Origin of the sequence: Mycolicibacter sp. MU0102 (assembly GCF_963378105.1) — a bacterium.
Classification (GTDB): domain Bacteria; phylum Actinomycetota; class Actinomycetes; order Mycobacteriales; family Mycobacteriaceae; genus Mycobacterium; species Mycobacterium holstebronense.
In genome coordinates, this window is sequence record NZ_OY726398.1 from 3,565,836 (window position 1) to 3,584,441 (window position 18,606).

18 protein-coding genes are annotated in these 18,606 nt (G+C 68.4%); 9 read left to right on the forward strand and 9 right to left on the reverse strand.

Annotation, left to right across the window (positions count from 1 at the left end; all coding sequences use genetic code 11):
• Positions 1-4 precede the first annotated feature (4 nt).
• Complete coding sequence (locus RCP37_RS16810; RefSeq protein WP_308484149.1) at positions 5-1,600, reverse strand: DNA polymerase Y family protein; 1,596 nt, start codon at positions 1,598-1,600, stop codon at positions 5-7.
• Between the two features lie 11 nt (positions 1,601-1,611).
• Positions 1,612-2,310, reverse strand: a complete 699-nt coding sequence (locus RCP37_RS16815) for a DnaE2-dependent mutagenesis accessory factor ImuA' (RefSeq protein WP_308484150.1) — start codon at positions 2,308-2,310, stop codon at positions 1,612-1,614.
• A gap of 195 nt (positions 2,311-2,505) precedes the next feature.
• Here RCP37_RS16815 and RCP37_RS16820 point away from each other — a divergent pair, with 195 nt between their 5' ends.
• Complete coding sequence (locus RCP37_RS16820) at positions 2,506-3,360, forward strand: oxygenase MpaB family protein (RefSeq protein WP_308484151.1); 855 nt, start codon at positions 2,506-2,508, stop codon at positions 3,358-3,360.
• Complete coding sequence (locus tag RCP37_RS16825) at positions 3,338-3,940, forward strand: TetR/AcrR family transcriptional regulator (RefSeq protein ID WP_308484152.1); 603 nt, start codon at positions 3,338-3,340, stop codon at positions 3,938-3,940. Before RCP37_RS16820 ends, RCP37_RS16825 begins: the two co-directional genes overlap by 23 nt.
• A 16-nt stretch (positions 3,941-3,956) precedes the next feature.
• Here RCP37_RS16825 and RCP37_RS16830 read toward each other — a convergent pair whose 3' ends face one another.
• Both RCP37_RS16830 and guaA read right to left on the reverse strand, forming a co-directional pair.
• Positions 3,957-4,868: a phytanoyl-CoA dioxygenase family protein gene (locus tag RCP37_RS16830; protein WP_308484153.1), complete on the reverse strand. Its 912-nt coding sequence runs from the start codon at positions 4,866-4,868 to the stop codon at positions 3,957-3,959.
• 5 nt (positions 4,869-4,873) lie between these two features.
• A complete protein-coding gene (gene guaA, locus RCP37_RS16835; RefSeq protein WP_308484154.1) occupies positions 4,874-6,439 on the reverse strand; it encodes a glutamine-hydrolyzing GMP synthase in 1,566 nt (521 codons plus the stop codon).
• 46 nt (positions 6,440-6,485) lie between these two features.
• Between guaA and RCP37_RS16840 the strand changes: the two genes are divergently transcribed.
• Together RCP37_RS16840 and RCP37_RS16845 are read left to right on the forward strand one after the other, a co-directional pair.
• A complete protein-coding gene (locus RCP37_RS16840) occupies positions 6,486-7,262 on the forward strand; it encodes a beta-phosphoglucomutase family hydrolase (RefSeq protein WP_308484155.1) in 777 nt (258 codons plus the stop codon).
• Between the two features lie 10 nt (positions 7,263-7,272).
• Positions 7,273-9,633 carry a glycoside hydrolase family 65 protein gene (locus tag RCP37_RS16845; RefSeq protein ID WP_308484156.1) on the forward strand — a complete coding sequence of 787 codons (2,361 nt, stop codon included), beginning with the start codon at positions 7,273-7,275 and terminating at the stop codon, positions 9,631-9,633.
• 69 nt (positions 9,634-9,702) lie between these two features.
• Here the strand turns inward: RCP37_RS16845 and RCP37_RS16850 are convergent, their stop codons facing one another.
• The 3 genes from RCP37_RS16850 to guaB form a co-directional block, all read right to left on the reverse strand.
• Positions 9,703-11,430, reverse strand: coding sequence for an FAD-dependent oxidoreductase (locus RCP37_RS16850; RefSeq protein ID WP_308484157.1), 1,728 nt, complete (start codon positions 11,428-11,430; stop codon positions 9,703-9,705).
• A gap of 76 nt (positions 11,431-11,506) precedes the next feature.
• Positions 11,507-12,655: a GuaB3 family IMP dehydrogenase-related protein gene (locus RCP37_RS16855; protein ID WP_308484158.1), complete on the reverse strand. Its 1,149-nt coding sequence runs from the start codon at positions 12,653-12,655 to the stop codon at positions 11,507-11,509.
• A gap of 65 nt (positions 12,656-12,720) precedes the next feature.
• Complete coding sequence (gene guaB, locus RCP37_RS16860) at positions 12,721-14,253, reverse strand: IMP dehydrogenase (RefSeq protein ID WP_308484159.1); 1,533 nt, start codon at positions 14,251-14,253, stop codon at positions 12,721-12,723.
• A 198-nt stretch (positions 14,254-14,451) separates the two neighbouring features.
• Here guaB and RCP37_RS16865 point away from each other — a divergent pair, with 198 nt between their 5' ends.
• Entirely contained in the window at positions 14,452-14,856 is a 405-nt protein-coding gene (locus RCP37_RS16865; protein ID WP_024440345.1) for a DUF5319 domain-containing protein, read from the forward strand.
• On the opposite strand, the gene RCP37_RS16870 is transcribed toward RCP37_RS16865, so the two are convergent.
• Positions 14,857-15,654 (reverse strand): hypothetical protein, encoded by a 798-nt coding sequence (locus RCP37_RS16870; RefSeq protein ID WP_308484160.1) that lies wholly within the window; start codon positions 15,652-15,654, stop codon positions 14,857-14,859.
• A gap of 256 nt (positions 15,655-15,910) precedes the next feature.
• Here RCP37_RS16870 and RCP37_RS16875 point away from each other — a divergent pair, with 256 nt between their 5' ends.
• From RCP37_RS16875 to RCP37_RS16890, 4 genes are all read left to right on the forward strand, one after another.
• Positions 15,911-16,201, forward strand: a complete 291-nt coding sequence (locus tag RCP37_RS16875) for a WhiB family transcriptional regulator (protein WP_046189106.1) — start codon at positions 15,911-15,913, stop codon at positions 16,199-16,201.
• A 219-nt stretch (positions 16,202-16,420) separates the two neighbouring features.
• Positions 16,421-16,732, forward strand: a complete 312-nt coding sequence (locus RCP37_RS16880; RefSeq protein ID WP_308484161.1) for a DUF732 domain-containing protein — start codon at positions 16,421-16,423, stop codon at positions 16,730-16,732.
• Positions 16,733-16,755: 23 nt separating this feature from the next.
• Positions 16,756-17,289, forward strand: coding sequence for an alpha/beta hydrolase family protein (locus RCP37_RS16885; protein WP_308484162.1), 534 nt, complete (start codon positions 16,756-16,758; stop codon positions 17,287-17,289).
• Positions 17,290-17,754: a hypothetical protein gene (locus RCP37_RS16890; protein ID WP_308484163.1), complete on the forward strand. Its 465-nt coding sequence runs from the start codon at positions 17,290-17,292 to the stop codon at positions 17,752-17,754.
• On the opposite strand, the gene RCP37_RS16895 is transcribed toward RCP37_RS16890, so the two are convergent.
• The gene (locus RCP37_RS16895; RefSeq protein ID WP_308487127.1) at positions 17,738-18,598 is read right to left on the reverse strand and encodes an NAD(P)-dependent oxidoreductase; all 861 of its coding nucleotides are present in this window, start codon (positions 18,596-18,598) and stop codon (positions 17,738-17,740) included. The two genes, RCP37_RS16890 and RCP37_RS16895, sit on opposite strands and share 17 nt — an antisense overlap.
• Positions 18,599-18,606 lie beyond the last annotated feature (8 nt).

An 18,606-nucleotide genomic window follows, 5' to 3' on the forward strand; every position in this document is an offset into this window, starting at 1 on the left:
CGGATCACTCGTACACCCCCTCCAGATACCACCGCCGCAGCCGGTAACACAGCAGCAGCGCCTGCCCGGGCGCTGCACTGCCCGAAGAGTCCTCCAGCAGCGCCTGAACCCGGGCGGTGCGCCCGGACCCCGGCCCCTCCCGCTGCGGGTCCCACCACCGTTCGTCGACCGGCCAGGGACCGGCCCACCAGCGCAGCCGGTCGTCGCGGCCCCGCGCGACCAGCCACGCCGGGTCGGCGGAGAAGAATCCCCGGCCCGTCACCCGGATCGGATTACGTTCGGCGTCAAGCAGTTCCACCGGGTCGTCGAGCAGTACCGCCGGCGAGGGTTCGGGGAGTCGGCCGGGCCATGGCTGGCGCGGGTCGGCCAGCGGCACCGGCTCGTCCCCCAGGGGGGTCAAGGTGATGCGCTCGGCGGGGCCGCGGCCGCCGGAGAGCACCGGCACCCGCACCGCTTCGGGGCCGAGCAGGCCCTGCACCCGCACCAGGGCGCGGCGGGCACGCAGCCGGTCCTCCTCCCCGAGGCCACCCCACAGCGGTAACTGCAGCGCCTCGGTCGCCGAGAGCACCTCCACCGGCTCCAGCCGCAGCTGCGTCACCGGGCCCGTCGGCCGATCGGAGCCGACGCGGCTGTTCAGCCAGCCGTCCAGCTGCCAGCGCACCCGATCCGCGGTGGCGTCCTCGGTCAACGGCTCGGCACATCGCCACACCCGAGTCAGCTCTTCCCCGGTGTCGGTGACGGCGTGAATGGCCAGCCGGGTGCAGCCGACCCCGGCGGCCATCAGCGTCCGGTGCAGTACACCGGCCAGCGAGCGCCCGGCGAAGGCCGCGGCGTCGACCCGGTCGAGCGGCGGATCGCAGTGCAGCACGGCCTCGAGATCCGGCGTGGGCTCCCGCCCGGACGGCCCGCGTTCCGGCTCGGCGCGGGCGAACCGGTGCGCGATGAGCGCGTCGGGGCCGAACCGCGAGGTGACATCCGGACGGGGCAGCGCCGCGAATTGCCCGATGGTCCGAATACCCAGGCGCCACAACAAGTCGACCAGGCCGTCACGCCCGGGACCGGACAGGCTGGGCTCGGCGGCCAGCTGCCGGATCGACAGCGCCGACAGGAAGCGGGCGCCTGTTCCGGGCGGCACCACGGCGCCGGCACGTGCGGCGAGCACCGCGGTGGAGAGCCCGTCGGCAATCCCGACCTGGCATTCGACATCGGTCGCGGCCACTGCATCGACGAGGCGTTCGGCGGCCTGCTCCTCGGAGCCGAAGGCGCGCACCGCACCGCGCACCGACACCACCAGCAGCCCGGGCCGCAACACCTCAGCGGCCGGCATCAGTTCGTCGACCGCGGCCAGGACCGGCTCGAACAGCCGAGCATCGCGATCGGTGTCGGCGGCCACCACATGCAGCGCCGGACAGCGGGCCGCCGCCTCTCGGCGTCGCAGCCCACGTCGGACCCCCGCCGCACGGGCGCCCGCCGAACAGGCGATCACCCGGTTGGCCAGAGTGACCGCAATCGGCGCGGTGGCCGGCAGCCCCGCCGCGGCCGCCGCGGCGACCGCGGGCCAGTCCATGCACCACAGCGCCAGTACTCGAGAGTCGGCCATGAGAAGGCTCGCTACCCAGCCCTGGTTCGCCCGGCCGCGCGTCCGGCGGCCCGCACCTCGAGCCGCACCGCGCCGATCCGGCCGAAGCCCGGAACCGAGGCGCAGCCTGTCGTCTCATAACCGCTCACCCGGGCGTCCAACTGCAGCGCCGTGCCCTGCCAGGTGCCGCCGGAGACCAGCAGGGTGCAGCCCCGGTGCCGCGCGCGGGCCAGCACCACCCGGGTGCGCGCCGGCGGCACCGATCGGCCGCCCAGTCCGAGCACCACCAGATCCATGCCGTCCATCAGCACCGCGGCCACCTCCACCGGGTCGTTACCGGGGTCGGGGATCACCGCGAGCCGGCTCAGGTCGGCGCCCATCTCGGAGGCGGCCAGCAGCCCGAGATCCGGCTGACCGACGATGGCTGCGTTACCGCCGGCCGCCGTCACCGTGGCCACCATGCTCAGCATCAGCGAGCGGGCCCCCGAGAGCACCGCCACCGTGCCGCGCGGCAGTCCGGCGGGCAACACCCCGGCCAGCAGCGACGGGACCGGCAGCACAGCGTCGGAGGCCGGGGCCACCGGAGAGGTCGTAGCCGACGGTCCGACCCCCCGCCGGCCCGCGCCCACCTTGCCCGACACCGCCGCCATCTGCCGACGCAGCTGTTCTAGCTGGTCGGCGCGATTTTTTCCGGAGCTATGACGTTGCCCCAAGTCCACCGCCGCCGTCATGATCGCCTCCGGAAACACTCGAATATGTTCGAAACTATGTTCGATTGACCCGAGTGAACACTCCCCCACCGACAACCGTCAAGCCGGATCTTCCGGCGGCGCATCAACGGCCCCTCACGCCCCATCAGCACCGCACCAAAGTCCGCCAACCGCCGACGATTGGTACAGAGTTCAAAATATGTAACACTGTTCCGCATGACCCAATCCGTGGAGTCCGACGCCGCTACCGACGCCCTGCCGCTGGGGCCGCAGTCCCTGGTGTGGCGCTACTTCGGCGACAACCGGATGTTCTTGATCGGGCCTCGGCCCGCGGTGCTGCAGAACATGCTCGCCGAGCTCGGCCAGGGCGTGCTGGATCACTCGGTGTTCTTCACCGACACCGCCGCGCGCATCAAACGTTCCCTGCCGCCGATCTTCATGACCGTCTACGGCGACGACTCGGACAACACCGGCCAGCAGGTCCGCGACTTCCACCACAACATCAAGGGGACGATGCCCGACGGAAACCGGTATCACGCCCTGGATCCCGAGACCTACTTCTGGGCGCACGCTACCTTCGTCGAGCAGGTGCTGTACTTCGCCGACACCTTCGTCAAGCGGCTGACCCCCGCCGACAAGGAGCAGATCTACCTCGAATCGAAGACCTGGTATCGCCGCTACGGTGTCAGCGACCGGGCGATGCCGGCCGACTACGCCGCGTTCGAGCGCTACTGGAATCAGATGCTGGACAAGGTTCTCGTCGACCACCCCACCGCCAAGTACGGCGTCGGCTATGTCACCAAAGGCTTCCCCTGCCCCAAGGGTGTGCCGCCGATGCTGTGGCGGCCGATCTCGATGGTCTTCAATCCGCTCGCAGCGTTTCTCACCACCGGCGGTATGCCGCCGAGCACCCGCACCCAACTGGGTCTGCCGTGGAGTGATCGCCACGAGCGGCGCTATCAGCGGTTCGCCGCGGTCTGCCGGTCGCGGCCCGTCAACTGGGCGTGGGATCATTTGCCGATGCGACTGCGCTACAACCAATTCGCCTATGCCGGCTACACCCGGAACTGACCCGGCGACCACCGCCATCCTCGATGCCGCGGTCGCCGAGTTCGAGCAGCACGGCTTCCGGCGTGTCGCACTCGACGACGTCGCCCGCCGCGCCGGGGTCAGCCGCACCACCATCTATCGCCGGTTCGCCGGCCGTGACGAGCTGGTCGCCGCGGTCATCGACTGGGAGAATGCCGTACTCTACGACGACATCGCCGCCGAGCTGAAAAACTCTGGCCCCCAGTCGAATTACTATGTCGAGGCGTTCACCTCGGCGATCATGCAGTTTCGCCGGCATCGGGTGCTCAACCGGATGATCACCGACGAGCCGGCGCTGGCTCTGGCGCTGGGCCAGCGGCACTACGACGCGATCGTGGACCGGATGTCCGAAGCGCTGCGGGTGATCTTCCCAGCCGGGTTCGCCGAACGCATCGGCCCGCAGGTGGTCACCGAATTGGCCGACACCATCCTGCGCTACGCCGCGATGGCACTGTTATTGCCGTCGCGCGAACCGCTGGAGTCCGCCGAGGACATCCGCAGGTTCGCGACCGTGCATTTTCTGCCGAGTCTTCCCGCGGCACTGCGCGCAATGCCGATGTAGGGGTTACCCCACTCGATCAGAGCGCCGCACTGACTCCCATCGAGGCAGCCACCTCGGGCATGTAGCGCTCCGCGAGCAGGGTCGCGATGGCCTCGACATCACTGGCCAGTGGATACATGTGGCGATATTGCAGCACCTGTTTGCCGATCAACCCGAGTCGCTCGGTGAACGTCGGCATGCGGCCCGGATCCAGCAACGGGGTGTTGAACGGCGCGCAGTCGGAACGCTGAAACTCGAAGGCGGCGCTGATCCGCGGCGCGGCTCCGAGGCGGCTGCCACGCCCGCCCCAGTGCAGGACTGCCTGATTCCAGGCGAACATGGTGCCCGCCGTGGCCGGCAGCGCCCGAATGTCCTGGAGATTGCGGACCACAGCGTTGTCCGGCCCGTCCCATCGACGCTCGACGAACCGATCATCGAGATGGGCGGGCAACATGTACATACATCCGTTGAGCGGGGTGGCATCGGTGAACGGGAGCCACACGGTCAGCGTGTGAGGCGAGTTGTCGTCATCGAGGGTGTTGATCAGCTTGTCCCGGTGCGGTCCCCAACCCACGGCGTTATCGCTGGGGTTCACATGCCAGACCCAGAAGTCGGGCAACGCCTGGTACCCCTCGCCCATCACGCTGGACAGGAACTCCGAAAGCCCCTGGAAAGCCAGCCACAGCTCGTCATAGACGAAGGCGAAAGCCAGTGGGATTCCTTGTTGGAACAGCGTCGACACGCCCGCGCGAATGGGCGCGATAGCCGCTTCCGGCAGGGCGTCGGGGACCTGGACGTAGCCCTCGCGCTTCAAATTGGCCAGCTGGGTGTCGAGCTCACCGACCGCAGCCGATGGGCGGGCACCCCCGGCTTCTATCGACATTCCTGGACACAGCTGCGTCCAGAATTCGCGACGTTGAACGTCGGCAGCCGAAAGCACAGCGGTCATCGTGGCTACTCCCACTCAATAGTGCCGGGTGGTTTGCTGGTGACGTCCAACACTACGCGGTTGACCTCGGAAACCTCATTGGTTATCCGGGTTGAGATCCGCTCCAGCACCTCGTAGGGCACCCGAGTCCAGTCGGCGGTCATGGCGTCCTCGCTGGACACCGGCCGCAGCACGATCGGATGGCCGTAAGTCCGGCCGTCGCCCTGCACCCCCACCGAACGGACATCGGCCAGCAGCACCACCGGGCACTGCCAGATCTGGTGGTCCAGACCGGCGGCGGTCAACTCCTCGCGGGCTATCGCGTCGGCCGCCCGCAATGTCGCCAGCCGCGGGCCGGTGACCTCGCCGACGATCCGGATGCCCAGACCGGGGCCCGGGAACGGTTGGCGGGCAACGATCTCCTCCGGCAGTCCCAACTCGCGTCCGACCGCACGCACCTCGTCTTTGAACAGCAGCCGCAGCGGCTCGACGAGGCTGAACTTCAGGTCGTCGGGCAGCCCGCCGACGTTGTGGTGGCTCTTGATGTTCGCGGTGCCGGTCCCGCCGCCGGATTCCACCACGTCCGGATACAGCGTGCCCTGCACCAGGAACTCGACTCCCCCTTCAGAAGCGTGGTCTCCCAAGGTGTCTCGCACCGCACCCTCAAACGCCCGGATGAACTGGCGCCCGATGATCTTTCGCTTGCCTTCGGGGTCGGACACCCCCGACAGCGCGTCAAGGAACACCGCTTCGGCGTCCACGGTGACCAGCTTGGCGCCGGTGGCCGAGACGAAGTCGTTCTGCACCTGCTCGCGCTCCCCGGCGCGCAACAGCCCATGGTCGACGAACACACACGTCAGGCGGTCACCGATGGCGCGCTGCACCAGCGCCGCGGCCACCGCGGAGTCCACCCCGCCGGACAGTCCGCAGATGGCGTGGCCGTCACCGATCTGTTCGCGCACCTGCTCGATCAGCGCATCGGCGATGTTGGCGGGCGTCCAGGCCGCGTCGATGCCGGCGAACTCGTGCAGGAACCGGCTGAGCACCCGCTGCCCGTAGGGGGTGTGCAACACCTCGGGGTGGTACTGCACCCCGGCCAGCCGGCGGGCGCGGTTCTCGAACGCCGCCACCGGGGCACCCGCGGTACCGGCCACCACGGTGAACCCGTCCGGCGCAGCGGTCACCGCGTCGCCGTGGCTCATCCACACCGGCTGGGTGCCCGGCAGGCCCGAGTGCAGTTCCCCACCGGTCACCGTCAGTTCGGTGCGGCCGTACTCACTGGTCCCGGTGTGCTCGACGGTGCCGCCCAGCGCGGCCGCCATGGCTTGAAAGCCATAACAGATGCCGAACACCGGAATGTCCAGGTCAAACAGCGCCGGATCGAGCTGCGGGGCCCCCTCGGCGTAGACGCTGGCCGGTCCGCCGGACAGCACGATCGCCAGCGGATCGCGCGCGGCGATCTCTTCGACGGTCGCGGTGTGCGGGAGAACCTCGGAGAACACCCGCGCCTCCCGAACCCGGCGGGCGATCAATTGGGCGTACTGCGCGCCGAAGTCGATGACCAAGACGGGGCGAGACGATGGTGATGACACGCAAAGAGTCTAGTGGCGGCGAAAGTCAGCCGGACCAACGGCGGGCATGGTGAAGTGTAGGCACGCCGGATCGCCGGAGGGAGAACACGTGCTGGGTCTGCCCGAAACGGTGCGTGCCTGCCTGTTCGACCTCGATGGCGTGCTCACCGACACCGCCAGCGTGCATACCCGAGCCTGGAAAGCAATGTTCGACGCCTACCTGTCGGGGCGCGCCGAACGCACCGGTGAACCTTTCGTGCCGTTCGACCCCGACGGCGACTATCGGCGCTTCGTCGACGGCCGCAAACGCGACGACGGCGTGCGCGCGTTTCTGGCCAGCCGCGGCATCACGCTGCCCGACGGCGCCGACGACGACCCACCCGACGCCGAAACCGTGCACGGTCTGGGCAACCGCAAGAACGAGGCGTTCCGGGTGACGCTGCAGGCCGACGGCGTGGAGGTGTTCGAGGGGTCCCGGCGCTACCTGGCAGCGGTCACCGCCGCCGGCCTGGCCACCGCCGTGGTGTCGGCCAGCGCCAACGCCGGTGACGTGCTGGCGCTCACCGGTCTGGAGAAATTCATTGCGCAGCGGGTCGACGGCGTGACGCTGCGCACCGAACACATCGCGGGCAAGCCCGCACCGGACTCGTTCCTGCGGGCGGCGCAGCTGCTCGGTGTCACCCCCGCCGCGGCCGCGGTGTTCGAGGACGCGCTGTCGGGGGTGGCGGCCGGTCGAGCCGGCGGGTTCGGCTTCGTGGTGGGCGTCGACCGGGTGGGCCAGCGCGATGACCTGCTGAGCCACGGCGCCGATGTCGTCGTCACCGATCTGGATCAACTCTTGTGAAAGCGGGCCGATGATCTCCGAGGATTACTTTCCGATAGAACCGTGGCAGATCCGCGAAACCCACCTCGACCTTGATCTGCTCGGGCAGACCGAATCCCTGTTCGCCCTGTCCAACGGACACATCGGCTTACGCGGCAACCTCGATGAGGGCGAACCGCACGGCCTGCCCGGCACCTACCTGAACTCGTTCTACGAGGTGCGGCCGCTGCCGCACGCCGAGTCCGGGTTCGGTTACCCGCAGGCCGGGCAGACCGTCGTCGACGTCACCAACGGAAAGATCATCCGGCTGATGGTCGACGACGAACCGCTGGATGTCCGCTACGGCGAGCTGATCGACCACGAGCGCATCCTCGACCTGCGGGCGGGCACCCTGTCCCGCCACATCCATTGGCGCTCACCAGCGAAGAAACAGGTCAAGGCGCATTCGACCCGGCTGGTGTCGCTGGCGCAGCGCAGCGTCGCGGCCATCGAATACGTCGTCGAGGCGATCGACGAATTCGTCCGTGTGACAGTGCAATCCGAACTGGTCGCCAACGAGGACCAGCCCCCGACCTCCACCGACCCGCGGGTTGCGGCGATCCTGGAGAATCCGCTGGAGCCCGTCGAGTGCGAGAACACCGACACCGGTGCGGTACTGGTGCATCGCACCCGGGCCAGCGAACTGATGATGGCTGCGGCCATGGATCACGAGGTTGAGGTACCCGGCCGGGTCCAGGTCTCCACGATGACAATTCAAGACGTGGCGGCGACCACCGTGGTGTGCGGCCTGCGCCCGGGGCAGAAACTGCGCATCGTCAAATACCTGGCCTACGGCTGGTCCAGTGAGCGGTCCCGGCCCGCGCTGCGCGATCAGGCCATCGCGGCGCTGACCGGTGCCCGCTACAGCGGCTGGCAGGGGCTGATCGACGCCCAACGCGCCTACCTCGACGAGTTCTGGGACGGTGCCGACGTCGAGGTCCACGGCGACCCGGACTGCCAGCAGGCGATCCGCTTCGCGTTGTTCCACCTGCTGCAGGCCAGTGCCCGCGCCGAACGTCGCGCCATCCCCAGCAAGGGTCTGACCGGCACCGGTTATGACGGCCATACCTTCTGGGACAGCGAGAGTTTCATCCTGCCGGTGTTGATCTACACCGCTCCGCACGCCGCGGCCGACGCGCTGCGCTGGCGAGCGACCACGCTCGATCTCGCGCGCGGGCGAGCCACCGAACTGGGGCTGTCCGGCGCGGCTTTCCCATGGCGGACGATCCGTGGTCAGGAGTGCTCCGGGTATTGGCCGGCGGGCACCGCCGCCTGGCACATCAACGCCGATATCGCGGCGGCGTTCGAGCAGTACCGTGTGGTCACCGGCGATGACACGGTGGAGCAGGAGTGCGGGCTGGCGGTGCTGATCGAGACCGCGCGGCTCTGGCGCTCGCTGGGGCACCACGACCGGCATGGGGTGTGGCATCTGTATGGGGTCACCGGCCCCGACGAATACACCGCGATCGTCCGGGACAACGTGTTCACCAACCTGATGGCCGCCCACAATCTGCGTACTGCCGCGCAGGCGTGCGCCCGCCACCCCGACGCCGCCCACGAACTGGGGGTCACCACCGAGGAGATGGCCGGCTGGCGGGACGCGGCCGACGCGGCGCACATCCCCTATGACGAGGAACTCGGCGTGCATCCGCAGTGCGAGGGTTTCACCACGGCCGCGGAATGGGACTTCGACACCCGCAACACCTACCCGCTGCTGCTCAATGAACCCTATGTGCGGCTGTATCCGGCCCAGGTGGTCAAGCAGGCCGATCTGCTGCTGGCCATGCAGTGGCGCAGCCACGCGTTCACCGACGAGCAGAAGGCCCGCAACGTCGACTATTACGAGCGACGCACAGTGCGCGACTCGTCGCTGTCGGCGTGCACCCAGGCGGTGATGTGCGCCGAGGTAGGGCATTTGGAGTTGGCCCACGACTACACCTACGAGACGGCGTTCGTCGACCTGCGCGATCTGCACGACAACACCCGCGACGGACTGCATATGGCGTCGCTGGCCGGGACCTGGCTCGCCTTGGTGGCCGGGTTCGGCGGCCTGCGTGACGACTCCGGCGTGCTGTCGTTGGATCCCGCACTGCCGGACGGGATCTCACGGCTGCGGTTCGGGTTGCGCTGGCGGGGATTTCGGGTGACGGTCGACGCCAACCACAGCAAGGTCACCTACACCCTGCGCGATGGCCCCGACGGTCGGCTGACGATCAACCATGCCGGCAAGGAGGTCGAACTGAGCACACAGTCCCCGACCACGCTGCCGGCCCGTCGGCGGGAACCGCTGTTGCCCACCCCGACGCAGCCGCCCGGCCGCGAACCGAAGCACCGCCGGGAGGTGGCGCGGTAAACCCGTGCGACGACCCCGCGATTTCGGCGCGGTTGCGCCCGCTCAGCGGGAATTACCGCGCCGAATTCACTACTTCCAGCGCAGCGCGCCGAAGGCGCTGTCGGGCACCGCCGCGTTCTTCGGCGCGATCGGGTCCAGCCGCCGGTAGGGCTCGTTCTGGGCCGGCCGCAGATCGGCCTCGCCCTTGTTGGGCCACAGTGACGCGGCCCGCTCGGCCTGCGCGGTGATCGACAGCGACGGGTTGACGCCGAGGTTGGCCGAGACCGCCGCACCGTCCATCACCGCCAAGGTCGGGTAGCCGTACACCCGCTGGTAGGGGTCGATGACGCCGTGCTCGGGGCTGTCACCGATCGCCGCGCCGCCCAAGAAGTGCGCGGTCAGCGGGATGTTGAACAGCTCGCCCCAGGTGCCGCCGGCCACCCCATCGATCTTGGCGGCGATGCGGCGGGTGACCTCGTTGCCGACCGGAATCCAGCTCGGGTTCGGCTCGCCGTGACCCTGCTTGCTGCTGTAGCGGCGGATCCCCAGCTTGCCGCGTTTGGTGAAGGTGGTGATCGAGTTGTCCAGGTGCTGCATGACCAGCGCGATCACGGTGCGTTCGCTCCAGTCCTTGGGGTTCAGCAGCCGCAGGATGTTGCGGGGGTCTTCACGGCCCTGGTTCAGCAGTTGCTTCCAGCGCGGCACATCGGTGCTTTTCCCACCCCCCGGGCTTGGTCCATCGGTCATCAGGGTCTGCAACAGCCCCATGGCGTTGGAGCCCTTGCCGTAGCGGACCGGCTCGACGTGGGTGTCGGCAGTGGGATGAATCGAGGAGGTGATCGCCACGCCGTGGGTCAGGTCCAGATCCGGATTCACGCTCAATGTCGCCGCACCCACGATGGATTCGGAGTTGGTGCGGGTCAGCACTCCGAGCTTGTCGGACAGGTTGGGCAGCTTGCCCTTGTCGCGCATCTTGAACAGCAGCCGCTGGGTGTTGTAGGTGCCGGCGGCCAGGATCAGATACCGGGCGGTGAAGGTCTTGCGGTGCCGACGCGCACGCAGGCCGGTTCGCACCGTCGTCACCTGCCACAACCCGTCGGCCCCCTGCTCGAAGGCGGTCACCGTCGTCATCGGATGCACCTGTGCGCCATTCGATTCCGCCAGATACAGGTAGTTCTTGACCAACGTGTTCTTGGCGCCCCAGCGGCAGCCCGTCATGCATTCGCCGCACTCGATGCACCCGGTGCGTTTCGGGCCGGCGCCGCCGAAGAACGGGTCGGCCACCGTCTTGCCCGGCTCCTTGGCTCCACTGGCGCCCTCCGGGCCGAAGAACACCCCGACCGGGGTGGCCACGAACGTGTCGCCGACCCCCATCTCATCGGCGACCTGCTTGACGATGCGGTCCGCGTCGGTGAAGGTCGGGTTCTTGACCACGCCGAGCATCCGCTGGGCCTGGTCGTAGTGCGGCGTCAGCTCGGCGCGCCAGTCGGTGATGTGTGCCCACTGCTTATCGGCGAAGAACGGCTCCGGCGGTACATAGAGGGTGTTGGCGTAGTTCAGCGACCCGCCGCCGACCCCAGCCCCGGCCAGCACCATGACGTTGTTGAGCAGGTGGATGCGCTGGATGCCGTAGCACCCCAGCTTCGGCGCCCACAGAAACTCGCGCAGGTGCCAGGAGTTCTTGGCGAAATCCTTGTCGGCGTATCGGCGGCCGGCTTCCAGTACGCCGACCCGATAGCCCTTCTCGGTCAGCCGCAGCGCGCTCACGCTGCCACCGAAACCCGAGCCGATGATCAGGACGTCGTAGTCAGGCTCCATAGCCAGCAAGTATGACCGTACTCACCGGTAACTTGCTAGATAGGCTGCCCTTACCTGGCGGGTTCCTGACCGGCGGTCAGGAACCGACGGTCAGGCCGACCTTCTGGAACTCCTTGAGATCGCAGTAGCCGGCCTTGGCCATCGCACGACGCAGCCCGCCGACCAGGTTCAGCGAGCCGAACGGGTCGTCGGAGGGGCCCTCGAGCACCTGCGCCAGGCTGGGACGCTCCCCGTAGGCGACCTGCATCAGCGCGCCGCGCGGCAGGGAGGGGTGCGCGGCTGCCGACGGCCAGTACCAGCCGTCGCCTTGCGCCTCGGCCGCTCCCGCCAGCGGCGTGCCCAGCACCACCGCGTCGGCGCCGCAGGCGATCGCCTTGGCCAGATCGCCGGACGTGTGGATGTCGCCATCGGCCAGCACGTGCACGTAGCGCCCGCCGGTCTCATCGAGGTATTCGCGGCGCGCGGCGGCCGCGTCGGCGATCGCGGTGGCCATCGGCACCGAGATGCCCAGGACCTCATCGGAGGTGGTCACCCCGGAGGTGGAGCCGTAGCCGACGATCACCCCGGCCGCGCCGGTCCGCATCAGGTGCAGCGCGGTGCGGTGGTCGATCACGCCGCCGGCCACCACCGGGATGTCCAGCTCGGAGATGAAGGTCTTCAAGTTGAGCGGTTCGCCGGCTCCGTCGCGGTCCACCGCGACCCGCTCAGCGGAGATGATGGTGCCCTGGATGACCAGCAGGTCGACCCCGGCGGCCAACAGCGCCGGGGTCAGTGCCGCGGCGTTCTGCGGGCTCACCCGGACCGCGGTGGTCACGCCGGCCTCGCTGATACGCGCCACCGCGGCGCCGAGCAGCTCGGGGTTCAGCGGCGCGGCGTGCAACTGCTGCAGCAGCCGGATCGCCGCCGAGGGCTCCGGCTCCTTGGCGGCAGCCTCGGTCACCTGGGCGATCTTGGCCTCGACGTCGGCGTGGCGGCCGATCAGTCCTTCGCCGTTGAGCACACCCAGTCCACCGAGCCGGCCCAGTTCGATGGCGAACTCCGGGGAGACCAGCGCGTCGGTGGGATGAGCCAGGACCGGCATCTCGAAGCGGTAGGCGTCCAGCTGCCAGGCGGTGGACACGTCCTTGGAGGAACGCGTACGCCGGGACGGCACGATGTTGATGTCATCGAGCTCGTAGGTGCGACGGGCGGTGCGGCCCATGCCGATCTCAACCATGTCACGCATGACGGGTCAGCCTCGTTTCTGTTTGCTCTGCTTGTCTGCACGCAGACGCGGGAACGAACGCCTGCTCAGCGGACGTAGTAGTTGGGGGCTTCGACAGTCATGGTGATGTCGTGCGGGTGGCTTTCCTTCAGACCCGCGGCGGTGATGCGCACGAACTGTGCCTGCTGCAGCGCCTCGATGGTGGCCGAACCGGTGTAGCCCATTGCCGCCCGCAGCCCACCGGTGAGCTGGTGGATGACCGTGCTCAACGGGCCCCGGAACGGCACCCGGCCCTCGATGCCCTCGGGCACCAGCTTGTCCTCGGAGAGCGCGTCGTCCTGGAAGTAGCGGTCCTTGGAGTAGGACTTGGCGCCGCCGCGGCCTTGCATGGCGCCCAGCGACCCCATCCCGCGGTAGCTCTTGAACTGCTTGCCGTTGACGAAGATCAGCTCGCCGGGCGACTCGGCGGTGCCGGCCAACAGCGAACCCAGCATCGTCGTCGAGGCGCCGGCGGCCAGCGCCTTGGCGATGTCTCCGGAGTACTGCAGTCCACCGTCGGCGATCACCGGCACACCGGCCGGCGCGCACACGGCGACGGCCTCCATGATGGCGGTGATCTGCGGAGCGCCCACCCCGGCGACCACCCGGGTGGTGCAGATCGAGCCGGGGCCCACCCCGACCTTCACCGCGTCGGCGCCGGCCTCGACCAGCGCGGCGGCGCCGCTTCGGGTGGCCACGTTGCCTCCGACCACATCGACCCGCTCCCCCACTTCGGCTTTGAGCTTGCCCACCATGTCCAGCACCCCGCGGTTGTGGGCGTGCGCGGTGTCCACGATCAGCACATCCACCCCGGCATCCACCAGCGTCATCGCCCGGATCCAGGCGTCGTCACCAACACCGACCGCGGCGCCGACCAACAGCCGGCCGTCGCGGTCCTTGGTGGCCAGCGGGTGCTGCTCGGTCTTGACGAAGTCCTTGACGGTGATCAGCCCGGTCAGCTTGCCGTGGCCGTCCACGATCGGCAGCTTCTCGATCTTGTGCCGGCGCAGCAGGCCCAGTGCGGCGTCGGCGGAGACGCCCTCCTGCGCGGTGATCAGCGGCGTCTTGGTCATCACCTCGGCGACCGGCTTGTTCTGGTCGACCTCGAAGCGCATGTCCCGGTTGGTGATGATGCCGACCAGAGAGCCCTTGTCGTCGACGACCGGCAACCCGGAGATCCGGAAGCGGGCGCACAGCGCGTCCACCTCGGCCAGGGTGTTCTCCGGCGTACAGGTGACCGGGTCGGTGACCATCCCGGCCTCGGACCGCTTGACGGTCTCGACCTGGCCGGCCTGCTCGGTGACGGGCAGATTGCGGTGCAGCACGCCCATGCCACCGGCGCGGGCCATCGCGATCGCCATCCGGGCCTCGGTGACCGTGTCCATCGCGGAGCTGACCAGCGGCACCTTGAGCGCGATGTTGCGCGTGAGTCGACTCGCGGTGTCGGCGGTGGCCGGCACCACGTCGGATGCCGCCGGAAGCAGCAGGACGTCGTCGAAGGTCAGCCCCAACATCGCGATCTTGGGGGCCTGTCCGTCGAGCGCACCACCGGCGTATACCGCATCGTCTTGCGGGCCCATGGCACCAATCATCGGAGCGCTGACCTCTGTTTTGGACAACCAACGGCCATCTGGGAGCCTCCACTACAAAGCCGGGGTGAAAAGTCCATCCTAATAGCGGCGCGCAGCTGCTTTCGCCCGCCACCACCCTTGACCTCCGGGCGGGCCCCTGGACCCACCGCTGGCGTTCTGTCGTGGCGACTGCGTACCCTGATGGGCGTGCGTGACCACCTGCCACCCGGTTTGCCACCCGACCCGTTCGCCGACGATCCGCATGACCCGTCTGCCGCACTGGACGCCGTCGAACCGGGCCAGCCGCTGGACCCGCAGGAACGGACCGCAGTCGAGGCCGACCTCGCCGATCTGGCGGTCTACGAAGCGTTATTGGCGCACAGGGGAATTCGCGGCCTGGTGGTGTGCTGCGACGACTGCCAGCAGGACCACTACCACGACTGGGACATGCTGCGCGCCAACCTGCTGCAGCTGCTCATCGACGGCACCGTCCGGCCGCACGAGCCGGCCTACGACCCGGAGCCGGACAGTTACGTAACGTGGGATTACTGCCGCGGCTATGCCGATGCGTCGCTCAACGGGGCGACCTCGGAAGCCGACGGCTACCGCTGATCAACGCCGCCAGGTTCCGCCGCGGTGGACCACCAGCTGTGCGGCCTCATCACGCAGACCGCGTAACTCTTCAGCCGTCCGCGTAGTACTGCCGACATCGGCCAACATGCACGCCAGCGCCCATTGCAGGGGAATCAGCCCCAGCCGACCGGTGTCCTGCAGTGCGCCCTCGGCCACGACGCGCGCTCGATCGAGGTTCCCCGCGCAGCACAGCGCGCCGGCCAGCACCACCTGACTTTTCACCCGGTGCCGCACCATGCCGTCGCTCACCAGCTCGCACGCCTGCTCGGCATGACGCACCGCGGTGGCTCCGTCGCCGGTGACCATCGCCAATTCCGCGGTCACCCAATGCCGGCGGACCGCCAGGCGCGGCACAGCGGTGGACGGCTCCGAATCGGCTCGGGCCAACAGTGCCGCCGACGCCGCGAAACGCCCGACCCCCAGGGCGTCGGCGGCGAGCCCGACCAGCGCATCGGCGCGGGCCTGCGGGTCGACTTCGCGGTCATTGAGGGTCAGTGCCAGCGCCCGGCCGTCGAAGCCGCGGGCCAAATCGTGCCCGCCGAGTTGGCGCAGGAACGAGCCCCGGGTGCTGTATGCCAGGGAGGCCAGCGGCCCAGCCGGCACCTCGCGCAGCAACGCGGCCAGATCGGCGGTGGCGCTGGCGTAGCGCCCCTGCCCCCCGGCCGCGACGGCACGCAGCCACCGCTGCCGGGGATTGGTCGCCTTGGGCAGGGGCCAGCGGCCGGGTTCATCGCCGAACGCGGCGGCCACTAGGACGGCATTTGGGTCGTCAATCATCGCTGCGCGACGTTACGCGGTACCGCATACGCATAACCACTCCACAGAATGCGGAATAACATCCACTCTCACGGAAACTCCACCCGTTTAGGCCAGCCTTTCTTAACCATCACGTTGGTTTTACTTCAGATCGTTTAGTTACCGTCCCCTCGGCGCCGGAAGACAGCCGGCGCTGTTTTACGCGCACCACCCAGATACCGCTCGACAAGCCGCATCCCAAAGATCCGGCCCCAACAGCGTTTTGAGAGGGGTTCCCATGCCACAGGTTGAGCAATTGCCCGGGCGCAACGCGGACGTATGGGATTGGCAGCTCCGGGGTGCGTGTCGAGGTGTCGACTCATCGGTGTTCTTCCCGCCCGACGGCGAGCGCGGCCGCGCCCGGGCCCAGCGCGAGCAGAACGCCAAGAAGTGGTGCCGCAGTTGCCCGGTGCTGGAACAGTGCCGGACGCACGCACTCGCCGTAGGTGAGCCCTACGGCATCTGGGGCGGCATGTCCGAAGCCGAGCGGCACGCCGCGCTGCGCTGCAACCTGCGCCCCAGCGGCTGATTACTTCCCGACCGGCCGCGGCGTCACATCCGCGGCCCGTGGGCACCCTGAGCAGCCCCCGGTTCAGCCGGGGGCTGTTCGCTCACTGCACCTCCCCCGGTGTCGTCGCTGAGTTGGATACGGATCGCTCAGTTCTCCGGTCGCAGACCAGTTGCGCCATTACGCTTTTCTTTCGGCGGCCCGCGGGGCTGCGAGTGCAAGAAAAGCAAGGAGGGCGCCGTGAAGAAGCAGCTTCTGCTCGGAACCATCGCGGCCGGGTTCGCCGTCGGCCTCATCGGCGCACCCATCGCGAGTGCTGACGACGAGGGATTCCTCAATGAACTGCGATCCAATGGGTTTCCGGGCCTGACGCTGGGTGATCAGCAGCTGCCCGACGGCGTGGTAGTGGCCAACGGTTGGATGGCCTGCAACCGGCTGCGACTGGGCGAGAAGCCCGAACAGACGCTGGCCCAGGTGAACCCGAACGACGCCGACAAGGGACGCATGCTGATCAATGCCGCGCAGCATCACCTGTGCCCCGACACCCTCTGACAGCCCTCGACGTCGTACGTGCGATGGCATCGCAAGGCAGGGCAGGCAAAAACGCAGTTGCTCACGTCGCCGTCGTCGGCCTGATGGCGGCCGCGGCCGGTGTGGCAACCGGCCAACCGGTCGTCAACGCCGCGGCCGCTCTGCTGTCGGCCACCGGACCGCTGGCGGGCAGTCAAACGGCGCTCATCCTCGGCGGAACCACCCAACCGACGCCGTCGCCCGAGTTCGCGCGGTCGGCCGAGAATCTGTTCCTGAATCCGCTGGGTTTCAACGGTGGCTCAACCGGTTCGATGGTCTGCTACATGGACGGCACCGACCCGTGCAGCGCCCCGCTGCAGGTGCTGACCACGCCCGAGTTGATCCAGCAGGGCCCGAGCAGTCTGACGGCCGCATCGGCCATCGTCCTGGCGGTCGAGAACCAATTCAACGCCAACCCGGGCGCTTACGACGCCGAGCACCCTCTGACGATCTTCGGCTACTCGCAGAGCGCCACCGCCGAATCGATCGCCATGACCCGACTGGCCGAGGCCGGCATCCCCAGCGACGCTCTGCACTAAGTGTTCATCGGTGACCCGTCCACGCCGACCGGCATCTGGCAACACCTGGAAGCGGCCGTGGAGGCGCTGCTCGGCCCCAGCCTGACCGCCTACCTGTTCAACCTTTTCGGCATGACCGACGTCCTGGGCGTCCAGACACCAAATGATCTGTACGCGGCCACCATTTACGGCCTGCCCGGCGATCCGGTCTCCAACTTCGCCAATGTCTACGCCTCCGAGGGCCTGTGGGGCGCGCTGCTGGACGTCTTGGGTCCGCACGTGTGGTATCTCGGGTTGACTCCGGAACAGGTCGCCGACGCCACCATCACGGTCGACGGCAGTCTGACCTACGTCGACATCTCCGACAGCGATATCAATGGCTTCGACGCCTGGATCAATGCGGTTTTCTTCGGCGGGGCCGCCAACAGCGGCATCTTCGACAGCCTGTGGGATTCGCTGCAGCTGTTCTTCAACGACTTCTACTGATCGCCCCTACGGTGACGCCGGCAGCTTTCTCCAACACTTTGACGATGGAGGTGAAGTCGGACTCGGGGCCCTGTTCCCGCAGTGTGGACTCCCACATCCCGGCCACCGTGTCGGCCAGTTCCCGCGGCAGGTCGAGCGCTTGCGCTTCGTCGAGGTAGAGCCGGACGTCCTTGACCATCAGGCCGGTGGCGAACCCGTAGTCGAAGGTGCGCGGCAGCACCGCTTTGGGGAACTTGTCTCGGCTGGCGTGTGTTGCTCCCGAGCCGGCATTGAGCACGTCGAGCATCACCTGCGGGTCGAGGCCGGCCTTGACGCCCATCACCATGACCTCGGCGGTGGCGGCCAGTGTGGTGGCCGCCATCAGGTTGTTCACCAGTTTCATCGTCTGGGCCGTGCCGGGCTTCTCGTCGACGAAGAACGGGCGTCCGAGTTCGTTCAACACCGACCCGGCGGTCTCGAACGCTGCGCGCGGCCCCGACACCATGATGGCCAGAGTGCCCTGCTTGGCCCCGCCGACGCCGCCGCTGACCGGTGCGTCCAGTGCCGCGATCCCGTGGGCAGCCAGTGTGGCGTGATTGCGCTGCGCCACTTCACTTCCCACGGTCGACAGGTCGATGAACAACGCGACCTTCGCGCCGGCGGCCACCTCGTCGGTCACCGTCGCCGACGCCTGTGGTGACGGCAGACTGGCCAACACGATCTCGGCACGATCGGCGACCTCCCTCGGCGAAGACGCGCCCTGTGCGCCGAACTTTATTGCGCGCTCGACCACTTCACTGCGGGTGTCGTAGACCACCAGCTCGCGGCCGGTATCGGCCAGCCGGTTGGCCATGGGAAATCCCATGTTGCCCA

Excerpts from the sequence above, each read along its gene's own strand:
- RCP37_RS16870 (WP_308484160.1), bottom strand. The coding sequence starts at position 15,654 with ATGATTGACGACCCAAATGCCGTCCTAGTGGCCGCCGCGTTCGGCGAT.
- RCP37_RS16845 (WP_308484156.1), top strand. The coding sequence starts at position 7,273 with ATGATCTCCGAGGATTACTTTCCGATAGAACCGTGGCAGATCCGCGAA.
- guaB (WP_308484159.1), bottom strand. The coding sequence starts at position 14,253 with ATGGGCCCGCAAGACGATGCGGTATACGCCGGTGGTGCGCTCGACGGA.
- RCP37_RS16825 (WP_308484152.1), top strand. The coding sequence starts at position 3,338 with ATGCCGGCTACACCCGGAACTGACCCGGCGACCACCGCCATCCTCGAT.
- RCP37_RS16815 (WP_308484150.1), bottom strand. The coding sequence starts at position 2,310 with ATGACGGCGGCGGTGGACTTGGGGCAACGTCATAGCTCCGGAAAAAAT.
- RCP37_RS16895 (WP_308487127.1), bottom strand. The coding sequence starts at position 18,598 with ATGGGATTTCCCATGGCCAACCGGCTGGCCGATACCGGCCGCGAGCTG.
- RCP37_RS16820 (WP_308484151.1), top strand. The coding sequence starts at position 2,506 with ATGACCCAATCCGTGGAGTCCGACGCCGCTACCGACGCCCTGCCGCTG.
- RCP37_RS16875 (WP_046189106.1), top strand. The coding sequence starts at position 15,911 with ATGCCACAGGTTGAGCAATTGCCCGGGCGCAACGCGGACGTATGGGAT.
- RCP37_RS16850 (WP_308484157.1), bottom strand. The coding sequence starts at position 11,430 with ATGGAGCCTGACTACGACGTCCTGATCATCGGCTCGGGTTTCGGTGGC.
- RCP37_RS16885 (WP_308484162.1), top strand. The coding sequence starts at position 16,756 with ATGGCATCGCAAGGCAGGGCAGGCAAAAACGCAGTTGCTCACGTCGCC.
- RCP37_RS16840 (WP_308484155.1), top strand. The coding sequence starts at position 6,486 with ATGGTGAAGTGTAGGCACGCCGGATCGCCGGAGGGAGAACACGTGCTG.
- RCP37_RS16810 (WP_308484149.1), bottom strand. The coding sequence starts at position 1,600 with ATGGCCGACTCTCGAGTACTGGCGCTGTGGTGCATGGACTGGCCCGCG.
- RCP37_RS16855 (WP_308484158.1), bottom strand. The coding sequence starts at position 12,655 with ATGCGTGACATGGTTGAGATCGGCATGGGCCGCACCGCCCGTCGCACC.
- RCP37_RS16830 (WP_308484153.1), bottom strand. The coding sequence starts at position 4,868 with ATGACCGCTGTGCTTTCGGCTGCCGACGTTCAACGTCGCGAATTCTGG.